General features: G+C 64.4%; 18 protein-coding genes. 9 read left to right on the plus strand and 9 right to left on the minus strand.

Going from position 1 to position 20,956, the window contains the following annotated elements; genetic code table 11:
- Positions 1–90: 90 nt before the first annotated feature.
- The 5 genes from AC54T3_RS03245 to AC54T3_RS03265 all read left to right on the plus strand — a co-directional run bounded on the left by AC54T3_RS03245 (position 91) and on the right by AC54T3_RS03265 (position 6,719).
- Positions 91–411 (plus strand): DUF29 domain-containing protein, encoded by a 321-nt coding sequence (locus tag AC54T3_RS03245; protein ID WP_496622288.1) that lies wholly within the window; start codon positions 91–93, stop codon positions 409–411.
- On the plus strand, positions 387–1,673 hold the full coding sequence (msrA, locus tag AC54T3_RS03250) for a peptide-methionine (S)-S-oxide reductase MsrA (RefSeq protein ID WP_496622290.1): 1,287 nt from the start codon (positions 387–389) through the stop codon (positions 1,671–1,673). The genes AC54T3_RS03245 and msrA overlap by 25 nt, the downstream gene beginning before the upstream one ends.
- Positions 1,674–1,918: 245 nt before the next feature.
- On the plus strand, positions 1,919–3,484 hold the full coding sequence (locus AC54T3_RS03255) for an FAD-dependent oxidoreductase (protein WP_496622292.1): 1,566 nt from the start codon (positions 1,919–1,921) through the stop codon (positions 3,482–3,484).
- On the plus strand, positions 3,481–4,038 hold the full coding sequence (locus tag AC54T3_RS03260) for a hypothetical protein (protein ID WP_496622293.1): 558 nt from the start codon (positions 3,481–3,483) through the stop codon (positions 4,036–4,038). The genes AC54T3_RS03255 and AC54T3_RS03260 overlap by 4 nt, the downstream gene beginning before the upstream one ends.
- A gap of 8 nt (positions 4,039–4,046) precedes the next feature.
- Complete coding sequence (locus AC54T3_RS03265; RefSeq protein ID WP_496622295.1) at positions 4,047–6,719, plus strand: glycosyltransferase family 2 protein; 2,673 nt, start codon at positions 4,047–4,049, stop codon at positions 6,717–6,719.
- Positions 6,720–6,758: 39 nt separating this feature from the next.
- Here AC54T3_RS03265 and AC54T3_RS03270 read toward each other — a convergent pair whose 3' ends face one another.
- Together AC54T3_RS03270 and AC54T3_RS03275 are read right to left on the minus strand one after the other, a co-directional pair.
- Positions 6,759–7,832: an EAL domain-containing protein gene (locus AC54T3_RS03270; protein WP_496622297.1), complete on the minus strand. Its 1,074-nt coding sequence runs from the start codon at positions 7,830–7,832 to the stop codon at positions 6,759–6,761.
- 28 nt (positions 7,833–7,860) lie between these two features.
- Entirely contained in the window at positions 7,861–8,772 is a 912-nt protein-coding gene (locus AC54T3_RS03275) for a hypothetical protein (RefSeq protein ID WP_496622299.1), read from the minus strand.
- Positions 8,773–8,946: 174 nt separating this feature from the next.
- On the opposite strand from AC54T3_RS03275, the gene AC54T3_RS03280 reads away from it, so the two are divergent.
- A complete protein-coding gene (locus AC54T3_RS03280) occupies positions 8,947–10,632 on the plus strand; it encodes a SulP family inorganic anion transporter (protein WP_496622301.1) in 1,686 nt (561 codons plus the stop codon).
- Positions 10,633–10,698: 66 nt separating this feature from the next.
- Here AC54T3_RS03280 and AC54T3_RS03285 read toward each other — a convergent pair whose 3' ends face one another.
- Entirely contained in the window at positions 10,699–13,392 is a 2,694-nt protein-coding gene (locus AC54T3_RS03285; RefSeq protein ID WP_496622302.1) for a bifunctional acetate--CoA ligase family protein/GNAT family N-acetyltransferase, read from the minus strand.
- 99 nt (positions 13,393–13,491) lie between these two features.
- Here AC54T3_RS03285 and AC54T3_RS03290 point away from each other — a divergent pair, with 99 nt between their 5' ends.
- Complete coding sequence (locus AC54T3_RS03290) at positions 13,492–14,424, plus strand: histone deacetylase family protein (protein WP_496622303.1); 933 nt, start codon at positions 13,492–13,494, stop codon at positions 14,422–14,424.
- A gap of 42 nt (positions 14,425–14,466) precedes the next feature.
- Here AC54T3_RS03290 and AC54T3_RS03295 read toward each other — a convergent pair whose 3' ends face one another.
- Genes AC54T3_RS03295 through AC54T3_RS03305 form a run of 3 tightly spaced genes read right to left on the minus strand, consistent with a single transcriptional unit; the run spans position 14,467 to position 15,220 of the window.
- Positions 14,467–14,640: a hypothetical protein gene (locus AC54T3_RS03295; protein ID WP_496622304.1), complete on the minus strand. Its 174-nt coding sequence runs from the start codon at positions 14,638–14,640 to the stop codon at positions 14,467–14,469.
- A gap of 23 nt (positions 14,641–14,663) precedes the next feature.
- Positions 14,664–14,855: a HEPN domain-containing protein gene (locus AC54T3_RS03300; RefSeq protein WP_496622305.1), complete on the minus strand. Its 192-nt coding sequence runs from the start codon at positions 14,853–14,855 to the stop codon at positions 14,664–14,666.
- Positions 14,852–15,220, minus strand: a complete 369-nt coding sequence (locus AC54T3_RS03305; protein WP_496622306.1) for a nucleotidyltransferase domain-containing protein — start codon at positions 15,218–15,220, stop codon at positions 14,852–14,854. Before AC54T3_RS03305 ends, AC54T3_RS03300 begins: the two co-directional genes overlap by 4 nt.
- Positions 15,221–15,315: 95 nt before the next feature.
- On the opposite strand from AC54T3_RS03305, the gene AC54T3_RS03310 reads away from it, so the two are divergent.
- Positions 15,316–16,854 carry a cryptochrome/photolyase family protein gene (locus tag AC54T3_RS03310; RefSeq protein ID WP_496622308.1) on the plus strand — a complete coding sequence of 513 codons (1,539 nt, stop codon included), beginning with the start codon at positions 15,316–15,318 and terminating at the stop codon, positions 16,852–16,854.
- A gap of 211 nt (positions 16,855–17,065) precedes the next feature.
- Positions 17,066–17,653 carry a L,D-transpeptidase family protein gene (locus AC54T3_RS03315; protein ID WP_496622309.1) on the plus strand — a complete coding sequence of 196 codons (588 nt, stop codon included), beginning with the start codon at positions 17,066–17,068 and terminating at the stop codon, positions 17,651–17,653.
- A 170-nt stretch (positions 17,654–17,823) separates the two neighbouring features.
- Here the strand turns inward: AC54T3_RS03315 and AC54T3_RS03320 are convergent, their stop codons facing one another.
- Genes AC54T3_RS03320 through AC54T3_RS03330 form a run of 3 tightly spaced genes read right to left on the minus strand, consistent with a single transcriptional unit; the run spans position 17,824 to position 20,922 of the window.
- The gene (locus AC54T3_RS03320) at positions 17,824–18,579 is read right to left on the minus strand and encodes an LOG family protein (RefSeq protein WP_496622311.1); all 756 of its coding nucleotides are present in this window, start codon (positions 18,577–18,579) and stop codon (positions 17,824–17,826) included.
- Between the two features lie 25 nt (positions 18,580–18,604).
- Positions 18,605–19,186: a DinB family protein gene (locus AC54T3_RS03325; RefSeq protein WP_496622312.1), complete on the minus strand. Its 582-nt coding sequence runs from the start codon at positions 19,184–19,186 to the stop codon at positions 18,605–18,607.
- Complete coding sequence (locus AC54T3_RS03330; protein WP_496622314.1) at positions 19,183–20,922, minus strand: glutamine--tRNA ligase/YqeY domain fusion protein; 1,740 nt, start codon at positions 20,920–20,922, stop codon at positions 19,183–19,185. The genes AC54T3_RS03325 and AC54T3_RS03330 overlap by 4 nt, the downstream gene beginning before the upstream one ends.
- Positions 20,923–20,956 lie beyond the last annotated feature (34 nt).

The following is a 20,956-nucleotide window of genomic DNA, read 5'->3' on the forward strand; positions in this document are numbered from 1 at the left end:
TACAATTTGCCCAAAGCTTACAGGACACTTAGCTGATTTGTGTGCAACGAGATGCCTTAAAAGGGCTGGCTCAAGGCGACCCACCTCGCCGTGCTCCTGGCTCATCTGCTCAAGTGGGAGCATCAGCCGAGTCAGCGGACAAAGAGCTGGGAGCGCACCTTGATCGACCAGCGCAAGCGCATCGAACGGCTCCTGCGCTACAGCCCCAGTCTCAAGCCCAAGCTGCTTGAGATCCTGCCCGACGCCTACGAAAGCGCGGTGCGTTGGGCCGCCGATGAGACGGGCTCGCTCGCAAGGTCGAGCCACTGCTTTGGCCCACCGATGAAACAACTTGACCTTCACGATGGTCCTAAGCATCAGCTTAATCCCCATCAGGCCACACTCCCATGCGCTCACTTTCCCGTCTTCTGATCCCCGTCCTCTTCGCCATCCTGCCTCTCCAGGCCCTGGCCGCAACCGAGTCCATCATCCTCGGCATGGGCTGTTTCTGGGGCGCCGAGAAGCGTATGTCCGAGATCCCGGGCGTGCTCGATGTCGAATCCGGCTACGCCGGCGGCGATGCCGAGCGCGCGAGCTATCGCGAGGTGCTCAACCTCGAGAAGCGCATCCAGCGCGGCAAAAGCGATGCGCGCAATCATGCCGAGGTCATCAAGGTGACCTTCGACCCCGAGCAGGTCAGCCTCGAGCGGGTGTTGATCGGCTTCTGGGAGAACCATAACCCAACCCAAGGCGACCGCCAGGGCAATGATGTCGGCAGCAACTACCGCAGCGCGATATATTTCAATAGCGAGGCGCAACGTGCCATCGCGCTTGAGACCCGCGACGCCTATCAGCAGGCGCTAAGCGCTGCCGGTTTTGGCCCGATCACTACCGAGATCGCACCGCTGCGCCACTACAATCGCGCCGAGACCTATCATCAGGACTATCTGGTGAAGAACCCGGATGGCTACTGCGGTCTCGGCGGCACTCAGGTCGCCTATCCAGGTGCTGCTACAGGTCCAGCTGATCAGGCTGCGCGGCCTCAGCCATCGCCACGGCTCGACGCCAAGGCGCTTAACGCCGAGCGCCAGCTGATCGTCTTCGAGGCCGAGGACTGCCCCTTCTGCCAGCAGTTCCGCGCCGAGGTGCTGGATGGCTGGTCCTCAGAGGTGCCTGTCGTCACCACGCTGAATCCGCGACCGCCGGAAGGCTGGTCGCTTGAGAAGGAGCTGTTCGCGACCCCAACCATGGTCCTGTTCGAGAACGGCAAGGAGGTCTCGCGCTACACCGGCTACAAGAGCGATAAGGAGCGTTTCTGGACCTGGCTCGGCTTCCAAGTGCTGACGCCCGAGCAGCAGCGCATCGCCTTCGAGCAAGGCACCGAGCGCGCCTTCAGCGGCTCGCATCTGGATGAAAAGCGCCCCGGTGTCTTCGTCGACCCGATCACCGGCGCACCGCTGTTTCGCAGCGATACCAAGTTCGAGAGCAAGAGCGGCTGGCCAAGCTTCTTCAATCCCGTTGAAGGCGCCTTGACCTATCACGAGGATGACTCTCACGGCATGCGCCGCACCGAGGTGCGTAGCGCCAGCTCCGGCATCCACCTCGGGCATGTCTTCGACGATGGCCCGCCACCCACGGGCAAACGCTACTGCATCAACGGTAATGTGCTGAGCTTCGTGCCTGATGCTGATTGAGGCCAACTGAGCAGCAGAATTCCGCGCGACTGGCAGGGCTTATGCGCTACTCTTAGCAGCGCTCGCGCCGCCGCCTGCGGTCGCTCGGTCACGGTCGAGCGATGCCCCGTCGCCGATTGCGCCGCTGATGCGTCCAAGCCCTTGGCGTCGCTTCTCGGCCAAGTCCCGAAGTAAAATCCCCAATGACGCTCGCGAGCTGACCGGTCGACAGTCTCAACGAGCCCAACCCCGGAGTTGATCCTCGCGTGCTCATCGACGCCCGCCGCCTTGACGACAACAGCCGCATCGACGCCGATCTCGCGATCATCGGCGCCGGCCCCGCCGGCATCAGCCTCGCCCGCCGGCTGGCCAATGCCAGAACCAGCATCTGCCTGATCGAGTCCGGCGGTCTCAACCTCGACGCCGACACTCAAGACTTGTATCAAGGCGAGACGCCCGGCATCGAGTATCCGCTTAGCAGTTCGCGACTGCGCTACTTTGGCGGCACCTCGGGCCATTGGGGCGGCTATTGTCGACCGCTCGATCCAATCGACTTCGAGCAGCGCGACTGGATTCCGCTGAGCGGCTGGCCATTCGGGCGCGAGGCACTGGCACCCTATTGGGAGGCCGCCAGCACGGCGGTCGAGACGGCACCAGCGCAGTATGAGAACGGTGACTATTGGGCGCGGGCCACTGGCGAGCCCATGGTCGACTGGCGCGCCGGCCGGTTCATGACGCGATTCTTCCAGTTCAGCCCGCCGACTCGATTTGGCGAGCGCTATCGCGGCGAACTCGAGCGCGCGGACAATATCCGCGTCCTGCTGCACAGCAACCTGACTAGGATCAGCGCCCTACCCTCGGCACGGGCGATCGACTATCTCCAGCTTCAGACCCTGAGCGGCCGCCGCCATCAGGTGCATGCCAAGCGCTATGTACTCGCCGCCGGCGGCATCGAAAACGCGCGGTTGCTGCTGCTTTCAAATGATGTCATGGCGACCGGGCTCGGCAACCAGAATGACATGGTCGGGCGCTGCTTCATGGAGCATCCGCACCTCGGCGGCTTCGCCGAGATCGTCATCGCCGATCTCGGGCGGCTGCCGCGTATCTACCGCGAACAGGTTCTCGTCGATGGGCGCAGGGCGCGGGTCTGCTACATCCCGCGCGGCGACTTTCTGCGCCGCGAACGGCTGCTATCGGCCTCCTTCACCATGTCGGTGATCGAGACCCTCGGCCCCGAGTCTGCGGCAACTACCGATTCGAGCGCCGCTGGGCCACGCAACATGCTCGCGGCGGCTCGGCCGTTCCTGACCGAGGCAACCAGCGCCGGTATCCACCGCAGCACCGATCTCAACGTCCACCGGCCCCCAAGCAACGGCCTCGGCGTGCGCATGGGCATTGGCTGCGCCTGCGAGCAAGCGCCGAACCCGGACAGCCGCGTGACGCTCAGCGACGAGACCGATGCCTTGGGACTGCGGCGAACCCGGCTCGACTGGCGCCTCACCGAGCAGGATCGGCGCAGCCTGCTCGCCAACATCCATGCGCTTGGCCGCGAGCTTGGCGCCACCGGCATCGGTCGCATGCGCCCACGGCTGCCGGACGATGGCCGCTGGGAACCCCGGGTCTCGGGTGGCAGCCATCACATGGGCACGACGCGAATGAGCGATGATCCCAAGCACGGGGTCGTCGATCGCCATTGCCGGGTTCACGCCATCGACAACCTCTACATCGCCGGCTCCTCGCTGTTCCCGACCAGCGGCTCGGCGAACCCGACGTTGAACATCCTGGCGCTCGCCTATCGGCTCGCCGACCATCTCGAGCAACAATCGGCATGAGTATACAGCCCAAGCCAGCACCCAGAGGCACGGTCGGTTCGCTCGCGACACTCGACCGCCGGACCTTCATCGGCGTCGCGCTCGGGCTCGTCGCCGCCTCGCCGAGGGCAGACGCCGCTGCGTTGTCTCCCTCGGCAGCCCCGGCGAGCGCTGGCAGCAGCGCCCGCCTTGGCGTCAGCGCTGGCACGCCTCAGCGCCTCAACCCAGGCGCCCTGTTGAAAGCATTGAGCGACCCGAACGCAGCCGGCTGGCTCGGCCAGCGCTATCTCGCCGAGCATCCGCAGGAGCAGGATACGAACCGGCTCGTCGATCAGCTATCGGCCGCGCTCAACGCACGCCAGGGCCAAGTGCCCACTGACAGCCTTGCGCTCCGGCAGGCCCTGATCGCGTTGATCCAGGATGAATACGCCACGGCGCCGCTGCGATCGGTCGATGGTTGGCAACTCTCCCCCAGCGAGGCACGGCTCTATGCCCTGGCCGCTTTGACTGCGACCGGTCAGCAGGTGCATCAATCCACCGATCCGCAGGCATCACGGGCAGTAGCGGGCTGCTGAGACCGTTGGTGTCCGATCAGCCACTGCGCGAGACCCAGGCGATGCATCGCTCACTGTCCATCGTCATTCCCATCCTCATCGCCGGCCTCACCATCGCGCTCTGGGCGATGATGAACCGCCCCTCGGTTGAGCCGCCCTGGCCGACCCGCATCCAAGGCTATTCGTTCCAACCGATGCGCGCCGACCAAGATCCTGGACGCCGCATCTATCCATCACTCGCCGAGATCGATGAAGACCTCGCCTTGCTACAAGACGAGGCCCACGCCATCCGGACCTACTCCGTTGATGGCCCGCTCGGCCAAGTACCGCAGCTCGCCGCCCTGCGGGGGCTCAATGTCTCGCTCGGTGCCTGGATCGGGCCCGACGCCGAAGCTAATGGGGTCGAACTCGAGCGCCTGATTGACATTCTGCGCGAGCCGCATCGCAATATCGTGCGCGTCTTCGTCGGCAATGAGGCGATCCTGCGCGAAGACGTCGAGGTCGCCGAGCTGACCCAGGATCTCGATCGCATTCGCCGTCTCACCGAGATCCCGGTCAGCACCGCCGAGCCCTGGCACATCTGGCTCAAACATCCAGAGCTGGCTGAGCATGTCGATTTCATCGCTATCCATTTGCTGCCGTACTGGGAGGGGCTACCAATCGACAAGGCCGTCGACTACGCCTTCAGAAGGCTTCACGAGGTACAGCAGGCATTTCCGGACAAGGAGGTGATCATCGGCGAGATCGGCTGGCCGAGTCATGGGCGACGCAACCGCGGTGCCGAGCCTTCACAGGCCAATCAGACCCGATTCCTGCGCCGCATGCTGGCCCGCGCAGAGAAAGAAGGTACCGTCTATTACGTGATGGAGGCCTTCGATCAACCCTGGAAGGTCAAGATTGAGGGCGCCATCGGCGCCTATTGGGGCGTCTACGATATCGAGCGCGAGCCCAAGCTCACCCTCGCCCAGCCAGTGGTCCGAATCCCGAATTGGCATGAACTCGCCGCCCTCTCGGTCGGCATGGCCGTGCTCTTACTGCTGCTGCTCTATCGCGATAGCGCGACCCTCTCATCCTCGGGCAAGGGCTTCCTGGCGCTGATCACCTATGCCGTCTCGACCGCAGCTGTGCTGCTGGTCTATGAGTACACGCGGCAGTACATGACGCCACTGACGACCGCAGTCGGCGTGCTCTTGCTGATTGGCGGCCTCGGGGTCTTGGTGCTGCTTTCCGCCGAGGCACATGAATGGGCGGAATCGCTCTGGCTCAAGCGCTGGCGCCGCGCCTTTCCGCGCCTTGAGGTTCCAGACGCGTGGCTACCGATGGTCTCGCTGCACGTCCCCGCCTACAACGAGCCACCGGCCTTGCTGATCGAGACCCTCAATGCACTCGCGGCCTTGGATTACCCGCGCTTCGAGGTCTTGGTCATCGACAACAACACCAAGGATCCAGCAGTCTGGGAGCCGGTCCGCGCGCACTGCGCGCAGCTCAATCGGCGTCTGTTGTTGAGGGGGTACTCCAATGGCCAGCGTTTTCGTTTTTTCCATGTCAGCCCGCTCGCCGGCTTCAAGGCCGGCGCACTGAATTTCGCGCTGCGCGAGACCGATCCCAAGGCCGGCATCGTCGCTGTGATCGACGCCGATTATCTGGTGAGCCGAAACTGGCTACGCGATCTCATCCCGGCTTTCTTCGACGAGGAGGTCGCCATCGTTCAAGCCCCGCAGGATTATCGCGACGGCGATGAAAACGCATTTAAGGCCATGTGCCTGGCCGAATACCGTGGCTTTTTCCACATCGGCATGGTCACCCGCAACGAGCGCAACGCGATCATTCAGCACGGCACCATGACCATGATCCGGCGCGACTCGCTGGTGGCTGTCGGCGGCTGGTCCGAATGGTGCATCACCGAGGATGCCGAGCTTGGGCTCAGGCTGTTCGAGCAAGGCCACAAGGCCCTCTACATCCCGGCGACCTACGGCCGTGGGCTGATCCCGGACACCTTCGCCGACTTCAAGAAACAACGCTTCCGCTGGGCCTATGGGGCGGTGCGGGTCTTGATCGCGCATCGCCGCGAATTGCTCGGCCTGCGCCGCACCCGACTCAGTAGCGGCCAGCGCTGGCACTTCCTCTCTGGCTGGCTGCCCTGGTTCGCCGATGGCTTCAATCTGCTGTTCAACTTCGCCGCGCTCGCCTGGACCGTCGCCATGGTCGCGGTTCCGGAGCAGATAACCCCGCCCTATATGAGCATTGCGCTGGTGCCGCTGGTGCTGTTTGGCTTCAAGATGATCAAGAGCCTGGTGCTCTATCGGCGCCGCGTGGATGCCACCTGGCGCCAAGCCCTCGCCGCCGGCCTGGCCGGACTCGCGCTCTCGCATACCATTGCGCGCGCGTCCTGGGCCGGCGTGATCTCTGGCAAGCTCGGGTTTTTCCGCACGCCAAAACTCGCGTCCTCGGCGGCAGTGCTCCGCGCGCTGGTTGATGCGCGTGAGGAGGCGTTGCTCATGAGCGCCTTTCTACTCGGCGCCTTCGCGGTGCTGCAGCGCCCGGACGCCTTTATGATCGATGTGCGGGTCTGGGCTGCGGTGCTGCTGGTGCAGGCGATCCCCTATGCGGCCGCCGTGCTGGTCTCGCTCATCAGCGCCCTGCCGCAGCTGCCAGCACGCCTCATCGGCCCCTTGGCCGAGATGCGCGACAGCAGTCGCTGAGGACAATCATCGAAGGTGGCGCAAACAAACGCGCTCGGCTCAAGGCGCGGCATACGGCTCCGGTGCTGGCCGAGCCAATAGAAAACCTTGGACATAGTCGACCGCGTGCCCCTGCAGCCAAGCCAGATCCTCGGCCTGCTCCACACCCTCGGCCACCACCTCGATGCCGAGATCATGCGCCATCTGGGTCACGCGCTCGATGATGATCGCCTGCACGCGATTTTGACCCACTCCGTCGACCAAGGAGCGATCGAGCTTGACGAAGTCGGGGCGCAGGCTGGGCAGCAGACCGAGCCCGGCGTAGCCGCCCCCAAGGTCATCGAGCGCGACCCTGAAACCGGCATCGCGGTAATAGCGAAGCACGTTCGCCAGATGATCGGGATCGCTGATCCGCTCGGTCTCGATGACCTCGAAGACGATGCGCTCACGCTCCAGCCCGGCCTTCTCAACGGCGGCAACGGTGGTGCGCAGACAGTTCATCGGGTCATAGACCGCAGCCGGGGTGAAATTGATGAAGATCTGGCTGCTGATTCCATGCGCTGCGGCATTCTGTACGGCGGTGATGCGTGCCAGGCGATCCAACGGAAAGACCAGATCGGCTTGCGCGGCGAGTTCGAACATCAGGCCAGGGGGCACTGGGGCCCCTTGATCGTCGATCCCGCGCAGCAGACATTCATGGGCGAAGACCCGATCGGGCTCGGCGACATGGAAGATCGGCTGGAAGTGGGTCGTGACGCGCCGCGCGTGCAGCATGTCTTGCAGCCAAGCGCCGCGTCCACGCGCGATGTAGGTCTCGAGGCTCTCGACCTGCCCCAACTGCGCGAAGCCAGGCTCCCCCTCTCCGGCCATGAACAGGGCTCGGCTGTCACGCGCCTCGGCCCGGGTCGTCTGCTCAGCGAGCAGGGTCGCCAAGGCGGCATGGCGCTCGCCGCCGACGGGGATGATCAGGCCCGTTTGATCCGGGGTCTCGGTGCTCGCGAGGGCGTTGGCCTTCAACGCGGCGCGCAGCTTCTGCTTGGTGTGCCCGAGCGGCGGCCAGATGAAAAGTCGCCCGGACTCCTGACGTGGTGACTGCGGAAGACCGCAGCGCTCACAGTCATGTTCGTTCGTCATTAGAAACGTTCCGTCATGGCTCGTGCGATTAAAAACGAAGATCGAGCGTCGCGCCCCCAAAAGGCGCCGGATCGTAGTTGGTTTTATCGATGAGGCCACCGTCGGCGTCCTCAAGCCGCAGCTCGCCGGCAAACTCCACACCAGCAATCACGCTCAGGCTCAGTTGTCCGCCAAAGCGGCGAGTCGCGCCGAGATAGACCGGCACCGAGGTCTCCTGCCCGATGCCGCCCACAGCAATGCCCCTGTCGTCGAGCCGAAAGCGCGCCTTCTCGTAACGCGCACCGAGCTTCAGCGCCCAGCGATCCGAGGGGTGCCAGTCCAGCACCAGCCCCGGCCCCTGGGTCGCGGCGAAGCCACCCCCAGTGCGCAGCGCCAAGGTCTCGGTGAGCTTCCAGTCGATGGCGAGGATCGGGAACCAATCGGTCTCATCCTCAAGCGCGGAAAAGACCCCAAAGCCGGGGCCGATGCTGAGGCGCTCATTGACCCGATAGCTCGCTGCGGCGAGCAGGCCGGCAGTCTGGCCATCGTCCAGATCAGCGCCCTCCTCGGCGAACCAGCGGATCGTTGGCACCGCAAAGAGGTTCCAGCGCTCACTGGCCTTCCAGTTCAGGCTGCCGCTCAGGCGCAGGTCGCGCACATCGGACCAAGGATCCAAGCCACCAAAGCCCGTCGAGCCGTGAAAACGATAATCGCGCTCGTCATAGCCCAGCGACAGCCCCAAGCGCAGGTCGGGCGCCACCGCGCGATCCGCCCCAAACCGCACCGACCAGGCATCCACATCGACCTCGCCGCCGGCGTCGATGTCGGTCTGCCAACGGTGCAGGGCGCCGGACTCGAGGCGCAAGCGCCAAGCATCGGCGCTAGGCTGCGCGCTCGCGGGCCCCATGGTCAGCAGCGAAGCCAACATCGGCAAGGCGAACAAAGACTCGGACCAGCGCATACAGGAGACATCCAAATGACAACGAACGGCAATAAGACGAGATTGCAAGCGGCGGAGAGTATAACGCCGAACTCTCTATGGTATCGATCCAGGTTTTCGATTTCGGTTCCCGCCTGCGAGCCCTTACCCTAGGAGCCCAAATAACACCTATGCCGTGAGGGAAAGCGGAGACCCATGCGCATCTTCAATCAAATCAATCTCGGAAACCTCAAGGGCGACCTCTTCGGTGGCGTGACTGCGGCCGTGATCGCGCTGCCGATGGCGCTTGCCTTCGGCGTCGCCTCCGGCGCCGGCGCCGAGGCCGGCCTCTATGGTGCCGTGCTCATCGGCCTGTTCGCAGCGCTGTTCGGCGGCACGCCCACGCTGATCTCGGAGCCGACCGGGCCGATGACTGTAGTCTTCACCGCCGTCATCGCCACCATGATGGCGGCCAACCCGGAACAAGGCATGGCGATGGCGTTCACGACCGTCATGCTCACCGGCCTGTTCCAGTTGACGTTCGGCCTGCTCAAGCTCGGGCGTTACGTCACCATGATGCCCTACACGGTGATCTCCGGCTTCATGTCGGGCATCGGCTTTATCCTGATCATCATTCAACTGCCAGCGCTGCTCGGCCACCAGCCCCCGGCCGGCGGTGTCCTTGGAGCGTTGACGGCACTGCCCTCACTCATCGCCGAGGTCAACCCCGCCGAGGCGGCGCTCGGCCTGCTGTCGCTCGCGATCCTGTTGCTGATGCCGAAGCGCTTCGGGCGGATCATCCCGCCGCAGCTCCTGGCGCTGATCGCCGGCACCCTGGTGGCGGTCTATCTGCTGCCAACCCTGTTCGAGGGCGATCCCTATCGCGCCATCGGTGCCGTGCCCGGCGGACTGCCCTCGATCCAGATGCCCACCTTCAGTACGGGTCAATGGCAGACCATCATCATCAATGCCTTGGTGCTGGCCTTGCTGGGCTCCATCGACGCCTTGCTCACCTCGGTGATCGCCGACAGCTTGACCCGCACCCAGCACAACTCAGACAAGGAGCTGATGGGACAAGGCCTCGGCAACATGGCGTCCGGCCTGTTCGGCGGCTTGCCAGGCGCTGGCGCCACCATGGGCACCGTGGTCAACATTCAGGCCGGCGCGCATACCGCACTCTCCGGTTTGACCAGAGCGGTGATCCTCGCGGTCGTGGTGTTCGGGGCCAGCGGCTTGGTGGAACCGATCCCAAAGGCCGTGCTGGCCGGTATCGCGATCAAGGTCGGCCTCGACATCATCGACTGGAGCTTTCTGCGACGCGCGCATAGGGTCTCGATTCGCGGCGCGCTGATCATGTACGGCGTCATCGCCATGACGGTCTTCGTCGACCTGATCACCGCCGTCGGCATCGGCCTGTTCGTGGCTAACGTGCTGACCATCCGCCGGCTGGCCGATCTGCAATCGGAAGGCGTGCGCGTGCTCGGGTTACCGCATACCGAGGACGGTTTGAGCTGCCCCAATGCCAATCCCGAGGAAGAACGCATCCTGCGCGATCCAAGCAACGGTGTCGTCATGCTCTGCCTCAGCGGACCGCTGATCTTTGGCGCCGCCAAGGCCGTGACCCGTCAACAGCACGAGCTGATCGAGGCGCGCTCATTGGTGATCGATATGACGGATGTTCCGCATCTCGGCGTGACCACCTCGCTCGCGGTCGAAGAGGTGCTGCGCGGGGCGCTCGCTCATGGCTGCCGGGTCTATCTCTCCGGGCTCCATGAGCAGCCGCGCAAACGCCTCAATAACCTCGGCCTGGCCAAGGTCATCCCCCTCGATAACTGGATCGACGCGCGCTCCGATGCGCTCAAGCGCGCCATTTCCGAGCGGGCCGGACAGATCCGCGCCTAGGCCGGCCGAGCGCCGGCTCTCTCCCAAGCTTGAATCGCACCCAATGGACCGAGAGGCAAGGACGCCTCACAATACCTTCGAGACCAGCTTCACGGTCGGATCATTGCGATCGGTTTCGACTCGAAAGCCGAGCGATTTGACCAGCGCCAGCATCCGCGCATTCGCACTCAAGACCTCCCCCTCCATGATCCGCAGCCCCTTGTTGCGCGCGTTTTGCATCAACGAGCGCATCAACCGGGCGCCAATCCCGCGCCGCCGGCAGGCATCCGCGACCACGATCGCGAACTCGCAGGTATCGCCGCCCGGATGCGCCATATAGCGCGCGACACCAACCTCTTGTTCTTGTCCCCCGCCCCCGGTGTCAGGCGCTCGAATCACCCCAATCAGCGCCATCTCGCGGTCATAGTCGATCTGGGTAAAACGCACCAGCATCTCCGGCGACAGTTCCTTGATGGTCTGCATAAAGCGAAAATACTTGGTCTGGTCCGAGAGATTGCGTACGAAGTCCTGCTCCATTTGCGCGTCCTCGGGGCGGATCGGGCGGATGGTCAGATCGGTGCCATCCGGCAGCGGCACCTGCTCGATCAGATGCTGCGGGTAGGGATGGATGGCCATGTGCCCATAGACCGGCATCTGCGGCGGGCGGTAATCGACCTGGACGCGGGCATCGACGGCTATCACGTCCAGATCATTGCCGATCAAGGGGTTGATCTCCAACTCGATGATCTCCGGCAGCTCGCAGACCATCTCCGAGACCCGCTGCAGGATGCGTGAGAGCGCCTGCCGGTTCATCGGCGGCATGTTGCTGTAGGCACCCATCAGCCGTGCCACCCGCGTGTGCTCGATCATGGTCTGGATGATGAAGGCATTCAGCGGCGGCAGGCCGAGCGCTTTATCCTCGAGCACCTGCATGTCGGTGCCACCGGCACCGAAGCTGATCACCGGGCCGAAGATCGGATCGCGCACCACCTTGACCATCAGCTCGCGCGCGGCGCGGGTCGGCACCATGTGCTCGACCGTCACGCCCTGGATCTGCGCCTGTGGCCGCAGCTTTTGCGCGCGTTCTGTCAGCTCGGTATAGGCGCGGCGAATGCTCTGCGCGTCATTCAATCCTAGTCGCACGCCGTCGACATCGGACTTATAGCGGATATCCGGCGAGTTGATCTTCATCACCACCGGAAAACCGAGCGACTCGGCGGCGATCAGCGCCTCGTTCGGCGAGCGCGCCAGCACCGCCTGGGTGCTGTTGATGCGGAATGCCGAGAGCACCGCCTTGGCCTCGATGGTGCCGAGCACCTTGCGGCCCTCGGCCATCACGCCTTCGATGATCAGCCGCGCGCCCTCGATATCCGGCCCGAGCTGCTGCGACAGCGGCCCCGGTGACTGCATCAGCAGCATCCGATTGCGGCGCTGCTCGGCGAGGAACGACATCGCATCCACCGCCACCTCGGGCGACTCGAAATGCGGTACACCGTGTTCGGCGAAGAGCGCCTGCGCCTCGGCCACGCGGCTCTCGCCCATCCAGCAGGTCAGCACAGGCTTACGCGTTTTCTTCGCGACCTCGATCACCTGAGTCGCCACAGTGGTCGGATCACTGGTCGCCAAGGGGGCCATCAAGGCGATCACACCATCAACACCCTCGTCAGCCAGGCAAGCCTCGAGCGCATCACGATAACGCTGCGCCGAGCCATCACCCATCACATCGACGGGGTTGCCGTGCGACCAGTGGTCCGGCAGCGTCTCCTCAAGCTTCGCGCGCGTGGCCTCACTCAGCTCGGACAAGATCAACCCGTGGTCGACGGCCCGATCCGCCGCCAACACGCCGGGGCCGCCACCATTGGTGACCACAGCGATGCGATTGCCGGCCAGACGCCGGCCCGCACCGAACACCTGCGCCGCCGCGAACAACTGCGCCAGCCGCTCGACCTGCACCGCGCCACCACGCTGGAGCACCGCGCGAAACACCTCGGACGAGCCGACCCAAGCCCCGGTGTGCGAACGCGCCGCGCGCGAGCCGGCCGGATGCCGACCGGTCTTGACCACGACCACCGGCTTCAGCCGCGCCGCCGCGCGCAGACCGCTCATGAAGCGACGGGCATCGCGTACCCCCTCGACATAGAGCAGGATGCTCTGGGTCTGCGGATCGAGCGCCAAATAATCGAGCACATCGCCGAAATCGACATCGGCCGCCGCGCCAAGCGAGACCACCGCCGAAAAACCCAGCCGACGCGGCCCGGAGCGATCCAGCATCGCCGCGCAGACCGCCCCGGATTGCGAGACGAGGGCCACGTTGCCCGAGCGCGGCAGGTCATTGCCAAAGGTCGCATTGAGTCCGTGCGAGGGCCGCATCACGCCCAGACAATTCGGCCCCAGCACCCGAATCCGATTACGCCGCGCCGCTTCGACCAGCCGATCCTGCAGCGCGCTACCGCGATCACCCTGTTCGGAGAAACCAGCCGAATGCACCACTGCGGCACGCACCCCAAACTCGCCGCATTGATCCAAGACCCCCGGCACCGCCTCGGCCGGGGTTGCGATCAGCGCGAGATCGACGTGCTTGTTGAGCGCGGCCAGATCCTTCCAGCAGGGCTGACCATCGACCGTTTCATACTTCGGATTGATCGGATAGCAGGGGCCCTTGAAGCCGCCGGCGAGGACATTGCGATAGACCATGGCGCCGACCGAGCCCTCGCGATCACTGGCACCAAAGACCGCGACCGCATCGGGAACGAAAAGCTGGTCGACATCGGAGAGTCGCATCGGCTGGCCCCTCCTGGGGCGAATCGGGTAACAAAGCAAAAAGATGACAAAGCGATTAAGCTTTCGGACTACCGTCCCGAGCACCTGAGTAAGCGCCCCATGAATCTGGCCTTTATCTCTCACCAAGACTGCCTCGAGCACAAGATGGGCGCGCACCATGTCGAGGTGCCGGAACGCCTGCACGCGATCTCGGATCGCATGATCGCCTCCGGCATGGAGATGCTGGTGACCCATTATGACGCGCCCAAGGCCAGTCGTGAGCAACTCTTGGCGGTGCATGAGCCGGCTTACGTCGACGCCCTGTTCGAGGCCGCGCCGAGCGTCGATGATGTGCTGGTCTGGGTGGATGGCGATACCGCCATGTGCAGCGGCTCGCTGAGCGCGGCACTGCACGCGGCCGGGAGCGCGATCCTGGCGGTCGATCTGGTGATGAGCGACCGTCATCACGCCGCCTTCTGCGCGGTGCGCCCGCCCGGTCATCATGCCGAACGTGCGCGTTCGATGGGCTTTTGTTTCTTCAACAATGTCGCCGTCGGCGCCGCGCACGCGATGAACGAGCATGGACTCTCACGCATCGCCATCGTCGACTTCGACGTCCACCACGGCAACGGCACCGAGGACATCTTCGCCGGCGATGAGCGGGTGTTGTTCTGCTCCAGCTTCCAGCATCCGTTCTACCCCGGCTCCGGCGCTGGTCCCACAGCGCCGAACGTGATCAACCTGCCCCTGCCCTCCCGCACCAACGGCGAGGCCTTCCGCGCCGCGATGGAGGAGCACTGTCTGCCGCGACTGGAGGCCTTTGCACCGGAGTTGATCATGATCTCCGCTGGCTTCGATGGTCATGCCGAGGATGATATGGCGCATTTCATGCTGCGTGAGCCGGACTATGCCTGGATCACCGCCCAGCTGCGCGAGATCGCGGTTCGCCATGCGCATGAGCGCATCGTCTCTTGTCTCGAAGGCGGCTATAGCATGTCGGCGCTCGGGCGCAGCGTCGCGGTGCATATTGATGAGTTGATTGGGCATGGCTGACCGCACGCAAGCCCGCTGTTGTGTCCACCAGGGTGAACAGTGCTAGTCAGGGCCGAAGGCGTCCTTGATGGCGCAGAGGAATGCGGCGGCCCGCTCGACGACCCAGCGCGCTCGATCCGGATCGATCTCCTCGCCAGTATAGTCGGCAAGCAGACGCATGCGCTCCACCTGGTTCAGCGCGCGGCCAAGATCGGCCGGGATGCGTCCGGTCTTCACCAGATGCTTGCCGAAGGCGCCGATCAGCCCACTGTGCGTGCGGGTCTCTGCGGGGTGCGCAGCGGCACTGGAGAGGAGGAGCGCGCACCCTGCGCGGCATCGAACATGGCGTAGTAAGCGCGGTTGCAGGCACCTTCGATGTCGCCATCCGCCAGCAACAGCCAAGCAGAATCGAGCGCCCGATCCGCTTTGGCGAGGTAACGCTCCGGCGTCACAGGGGAAGCCCTTCATGGTGGATGTGCTCAAGCAGCGCCGGGTTCGAAAAGCGTTCCGGATGCGCCCACTCGTCCTGCCAGAAAGGGATGGCCTCGACCAGGAGGCCCGTTTCCAGCATCACGTCGAAGGCGATATCGGCCAGATGCAGCGCAACATCGACCCGGCAAGCGTGCTCGCCTGCCAGCAACACCGCGACATCAGCGTCGCTGTCGGGCCGTTGCTCCCCGCGTGCGCGGCTGCCGAACAGCACCGCGCCCACCACGACGCCTGGTAGCGTCTGCGAGGCCTTAGCACGGCCCATGAAGCGCTGAACCGCTTCTCTGGTGGCGGCATCGATGCCGTTATGATCGCGGAGTTCGTTCATCAGGTTGAATCACTTGCTGTGGGTCAATCCTCTTGCGCTGAGTCTGAGATAATCGGTCATCTTGAGCAAGCAGCCCGAAGCACACCACAGACACCATGCCCACCACAGCCCTCGTCTGGCTGCGTCGCGATCTGCGGCTTGGCGACAATCCTGCCCTCGCGGCGGCGCTCGCTCGCTGCGAACGCGTGATTCCGGTCTATTTCCATGCGCCCGACGAAGAGGCACCGTGGCAACCGGGTGTGGCTTCCTGCTGGTGGCTGCACCAGAGCCTGTGCGCGCTCAGCAAGCATCTGCAGCGCCTCGGTAGCCGGCTGATCATCCGCCGGGGCGAAAGCCTGGCGACCCTGCGCGCCTTGATCGCAGAGACCGGCGCCTCCCAAGTGCATTGGAACCGCTGCTACGAGCCGGCGCTCATCGCTCGCGACAGTCGGATCAAACAGGCCTTGCGCGCCGGCGGGATTGACTGCGCGAGCCACAACGCGGCACTGCTCAGCGAGCCTTGGGCACTGAAGACCGGCGGTGGTGATCCCTACCGCGTGTTTACTCCCTATTGGCGCCGACTCGGACCGCAGCTCGCGGAGCGCGCGGAGATCGCGGAAATGTCCGCGCCAGCACCAGCCGCAGCACTAGACGCGCCACCAACCGCGCCACCGGAGACCTTGCCGCCGGTTCCAAATGAGATCGACGGGCTCGCTGTCGAGGCACTCGCGCTGCAGCCGAGCACCCCCTGGGATCAGGGTCTGCGCGAGGCTTGGCAGCCGGGCGAGGCCGGCGCGTGGCAGGCGCTCGAGCGCTTCTTCATCGACGCGATTTGCTCCTATCACGAGGCCCGCGACTGGCCGGCGGAGCCTGGTACCTCCAGGCTCTCGCCGCATCTGCACTTCGGCGAGATCGGCCCGCGCCAGATCCTGGCCCGGATTCGCGAGGCCCACCTTGGCTCTGGTTCCGGCCCCAGCTCCGGCTCTGATTCAGTGTTCGCCGACCAGGCCATCGCCGAGCCTTATCTGCGCGAACTGGGCTGGCGCGAGTTCAGTCACCAACTGCTCTATCATTTCCCGCAGACCCCAAGCGAGCCACTCAATCCACGCTTCGCCGACTTCCCCTGGCGCAGCGGCGACACCGAGCCCCTGCTCAAGGCCTGGCAGCGCGGGCGCACCGGCATCCCTATCGTCGATGCCGGTATGCGAGAACTCTGGCACACCGGCTGGATGCACAACCGGGTGCGGATGATCGTCGCCTCACTGCTGACCAAGAACCTACGCCTGCCCTGGCAAGAGGGCGCGCGCTGGTTCTGGGATACGCTAGTCGACGCCGATCTCGCCAATAATACCCAGGGTTGGCAATGGAGCGCCGGCTGCGGCGCCGATGCCGCGCCCTATTTCCGCATCTTCAACCCAGTGCGCCAAGGCGAACGCTTTGACGCAAACGGGCGCTATGTGCGGCGCTGGTGCCCGGAGCTGGCCAAGCTGCCTGACAAGCTACTCCACCAGCCTTGGCAGACCCCAGCGAGTCTATTGGCCCAATGCGGCCTCCGCCTTGGCCGCAATTATCCGACTCCGATCGTCGACCTGAAGGAAAGCCGCGCCGAGGCACTGGCTGCTTATGAACAGGTTAAGGGCAGTGGTAGGTCTTAGGCTGATCCCCGCGCTGGCTGGCTCCAGCGCCGATCCGCGCGCGACGAGCGCTTCGCCGACCTCAATGGCAAGCCAGCACGCCAAGCACCACCGCTGTTCGCTCTCACTCGAACCTGAGGAGCCCATGGTTATGAGCCGTCCACCCGATGTTGCAAGACGATCGCTCTGAGCCACAACTTCGATGCACAAGAATGCCACCTCAAGAGACCGCATGGCTGAGCCAGGTAACACCCAACCGAGCAACCCCCAACCGGGCACCGGCCTGCGTTGGACCGGCTGGCTCCTAATCCTGCTTTCGCTCATCATCCTCGCCGTGCATCGCTTCGAATATCAGCTACCATCCTTGCTCGTCGATCTGTTCGGCGCCGATCCACCCAAGGCCGATCTGGTTCTGGTCGAGAAAGGCGCCCGCAGGCTGTCCTTGGTCCGGGATGGTGCGGTCTATCGCCAGTGGCGCATCAGCCTCGGCTTCAATCCCATCGGCCACAAGCAGCGCGAGGGCGATGGCCGCACACCCGAGGGCCGCTACCGATTGGACTGGCGCAACCCGGATAGCTGCTGCTTTAAGTCACTGCATGTCTCTTATCCCGACGAGTCCGACCGCGCCGCAGCCGCCGCCCGTGGCGATAATCCGGGCGGGCTGATCATGATTCACGGCCAGGTCAACGGCCAAGGCTGGCTCGGCTGGTTCAATCAATACCGCGACCACAGCCACGGCTGCATCGCGCTGCGCAACGGGCCGATGGAGATCGTCTGGCGCGCCGTCGCCGACGGCACGCCCATTGAGATTCGCCCCTAAGAGGCCCTAACCGAGTGCACTCGACCCGATCCAAGTCAGTCTCTTAAACGCGCTGCCCAGTCATTCTGATCAAGCTAGAAACGGCAGTTGACCGCTTCGTCATAGACACAACGGCTGAAATGCATGAAAACACTGAGCAGGTCGCAAGCTCAGCTTCTGGTGCGCGTCGATCAACTGCCGTTGCCAGGATAAGGCCTCTGAGAAGGCTCCTCCTCAGACCAAGGTCTAGGCTGTGTCACCGCCTGGTTCACGAGCAGATGGGCGACGATCTCGGCCGGATCATCGAGCAGGCTGACCTCGACCTCGCCCGGCGCTACCGTGCCGGCGTCGTAGAGCTGCGTCATCACCGCATCGACCATCGGTTGCCAGAACGCCCTGCCAGCGGCCACGCACGGGAAGGCCTCGACCTTACCGGTCTGCATTAGCGTCAGGGTCTCGAACAGCTCGTCCAGGGTGCCAAAACCGCCAGGCAGGAAGATGAAGCCCGAAGAATATTTAAGCAGCATGACCTTGCGCACGAAGAAGTAGTCGAAGGTCAGCACCCGATCAAGGTAGGGATTCGAATGTTGCTCATGCGGCAAGCAGATATTGCAGCCAACGCTCATGCCGCCTGCCTCTTGAGCACCGCGATTGGCGGCCTCCATGAGGCCTGGGCCGCCGCCGGTGATCACCGTGCAGCCGGCTCGCGCCAGCTCGGCGCCAATCGCCTGCGCCAACCGATACCAGCGATGGCCTTCAGGGAAACGCGCCGAGCCAAAGACCGTCACGCTGCGCCCCAGATCGCGCAGGCTGCGGCAACCCTGGACGAACTCATTGAACACCGTGACGCCACGATCGAAATCGGTGAGCAGATCATCGGCACCGCGCAGTAGCTCAAGCTCACGCTCCGACTCCGGCGCGGTTGGTTTCGCCTTGTGGTTGTGCATCGTCACGACTCCACTCGCTAGCCGCTCAGCTCAACGCCTGCTTGATACGCTCGATCTGACGCCGATGGGTGCTGTTGTGAATGGTCGCGAGCGCGTGCCACTGCGCCGCCGAGAGCGAGCCGAACCAGGGATGCGGCAGCCTGGCTCCAGCGCGCAGATTGCCCAGTTTGTCAACGATGTCGGTGTAGCGCTCGACCAGGGTGGCCAGGTCGTCGATCTGCTCTGGACCGGCCTCCGGCACCGGCTTGACCTCTTCGATCTTGACCTGGGTGCCGACCACGCGGCCGGAGTAGAGCTGGGGCAAGATCGCGGCGATGGCGGTGTTGACGATCACCAGATGCTCGAGCGTCATGTACACCGACCAGTCGCGGCTACTGTCCTCGATGCCGATGAAGCGCTCGATCCGCACCCGCTCACGCCCCTGCGCCTCGCTCAGGCCGCGCGCTACCGCGATCGTGCGCTCGGCCTCCTGGCGAAACATCTGCGTCAGCCGGTCCTTGCCGATGAAGCCATCCGCCGCGCGGATGCCCGCTCCGAGCAGCGTGCGCTCGAACCAGCCAATGCCGGCGCCCGGCAGTTCCAGTGGTGGCTGCGGCACCGGATTCATGCGCCACCTCCGGAGGCGCCCCTGCCCCGTGTTAAAACCGCTTGCGCCTTGCCCTTGCTGCTCCCCTGCACCTTTGCCCAGGTATCACGCAGGGTCACCGTGCGATTAAAGACTGGACGCTCGGGCGTCGAGTCTGGATCGACGACGAAATACCCCTCGCGCTCGAACTGGAAGCGCGTGCCCGGCTCCGCCTTGGCGAGGCTTGGCTCGAGCATCGCGCCACTGAGGGTGCGCAATGAGTCGGGATTCAAATCCTCGCGAAAGTCGCGATCGCCAGCGCCAGGCTGGGGAACGGTGAACAAACGGTCATAGAGCCGCACCTCGGCGCGGACCGCCGTCTCAGCCGCGACCCAATGGATCACCCCCTTGACCTTGCGCCCCTCCGGATTCTTGCCGAGGGTATCGGGGTCCACCGAGCAACGCAGTTCGGTTACCGCCCCATCGGCATCCTTGACCACTTCGTCACAACGGATCACATAGGCGTTACGCAATCGCACCTCACCCTCGGGGATCAAGCGTTTGAAACCCTTCGGCGGCGTTTCCTCGAAATCGCTGCGGTCGATGAAGAGCACCGAACCCAGCGGCACCGCGCGCGATCCCACCGCCTCGTCCTTCGGGTGATTGCGTGCCTCTACCGCCGCCGGCGCGTCAGCCGGCAGGTTGGTCAGCACGACTCGCAGCGGATCGAGCACCGCCATCGCGCGCGGCGCGCTGGCATCAAGCTCGTCGCGAATCGCACTCTCGAGCACGCCCATCTCGACCAGGTTATCGGCCTTGGTCACGCCAATGCGCTCGCAGAAGCCGCGCACCGCGCCGGCCGTGAAGCCGCGCCGCCGCAGCCCGGCGATGGTCGGCATACGCGGATCATCCCAGCCGGCAACGATCCGTTCCGAGACCAGTTGCGTCAGCAGCCGTTTGCTCATCACCGTGTACTCGAGATTGAGCCGGCTGAACTCGATCTGGCGCGGCTGGCAGGGCACAGAGACATTGGCCACGCACCAGTCGTAGAGCGGGCGGTGGTCCTCGAACTCCAGCGTGCACAGCGAATGGGTGATGCCTTCCAGCGCATCCGAGATCGGATGCGTGTAGTCGTAGGTCGGGTACAGGCACCACTCGCTGCCGGTCTGATGATGGATCACGCCGTGGCGGATGCGATAGAGCACCGGATCGCGCAGATTGATGTTCGGCGCCGCCATGTCGATCTTCGCGCGCAGAGTGCGGGCGCCGTCCGGAAACTCGCCGGCGCGCATGCGGCGGAACAGATCCAGATTCTCGTCGACACTGCGGTTGCGGTACGGGCTGTCGCGCCCCGGCTCGGTCAGGGTGCCGCGATAGGCGCGCGTCTCCTCGCCGGAGAGGTCGCAGACATAGGCCAGACCTTTCTCGATCAGCTCGAGCGCAAAATCATAGAGCTGCTCGAAATAGTCCGAGGCAAAGCGTGCCTGCCCGCCCCAATCGAAGCCGAGCCAGTGCACATCGGCCTTGATCGCCGCGACGAACTCCGGGCTTTCCTTGCCCGGATTGGTATCGTCGAAGCGCAGGTTGCAGACCCCGCCCAAGTCCTCGGCCAAGCCGAAGTTGAGCACGATCGACTTGGCGTGGCCGATGTGCAGATAGCCGTTCGGCTCGGGCGGAAAGCGTGTGATCACGCGGGCTTGTTGACCGCTCGCCAGATCATCCTGGACGATCTGACGGATGAAATTGGTCCGGGTCGGCGTCGAGACAGAATCAGCCATAGCAAGAAGCACCCAAGGCCCGATCGGCGGGGAT

It is taken from the genome of Halochromatium sp. NSM3 (genome assembly GCF_059621085.1).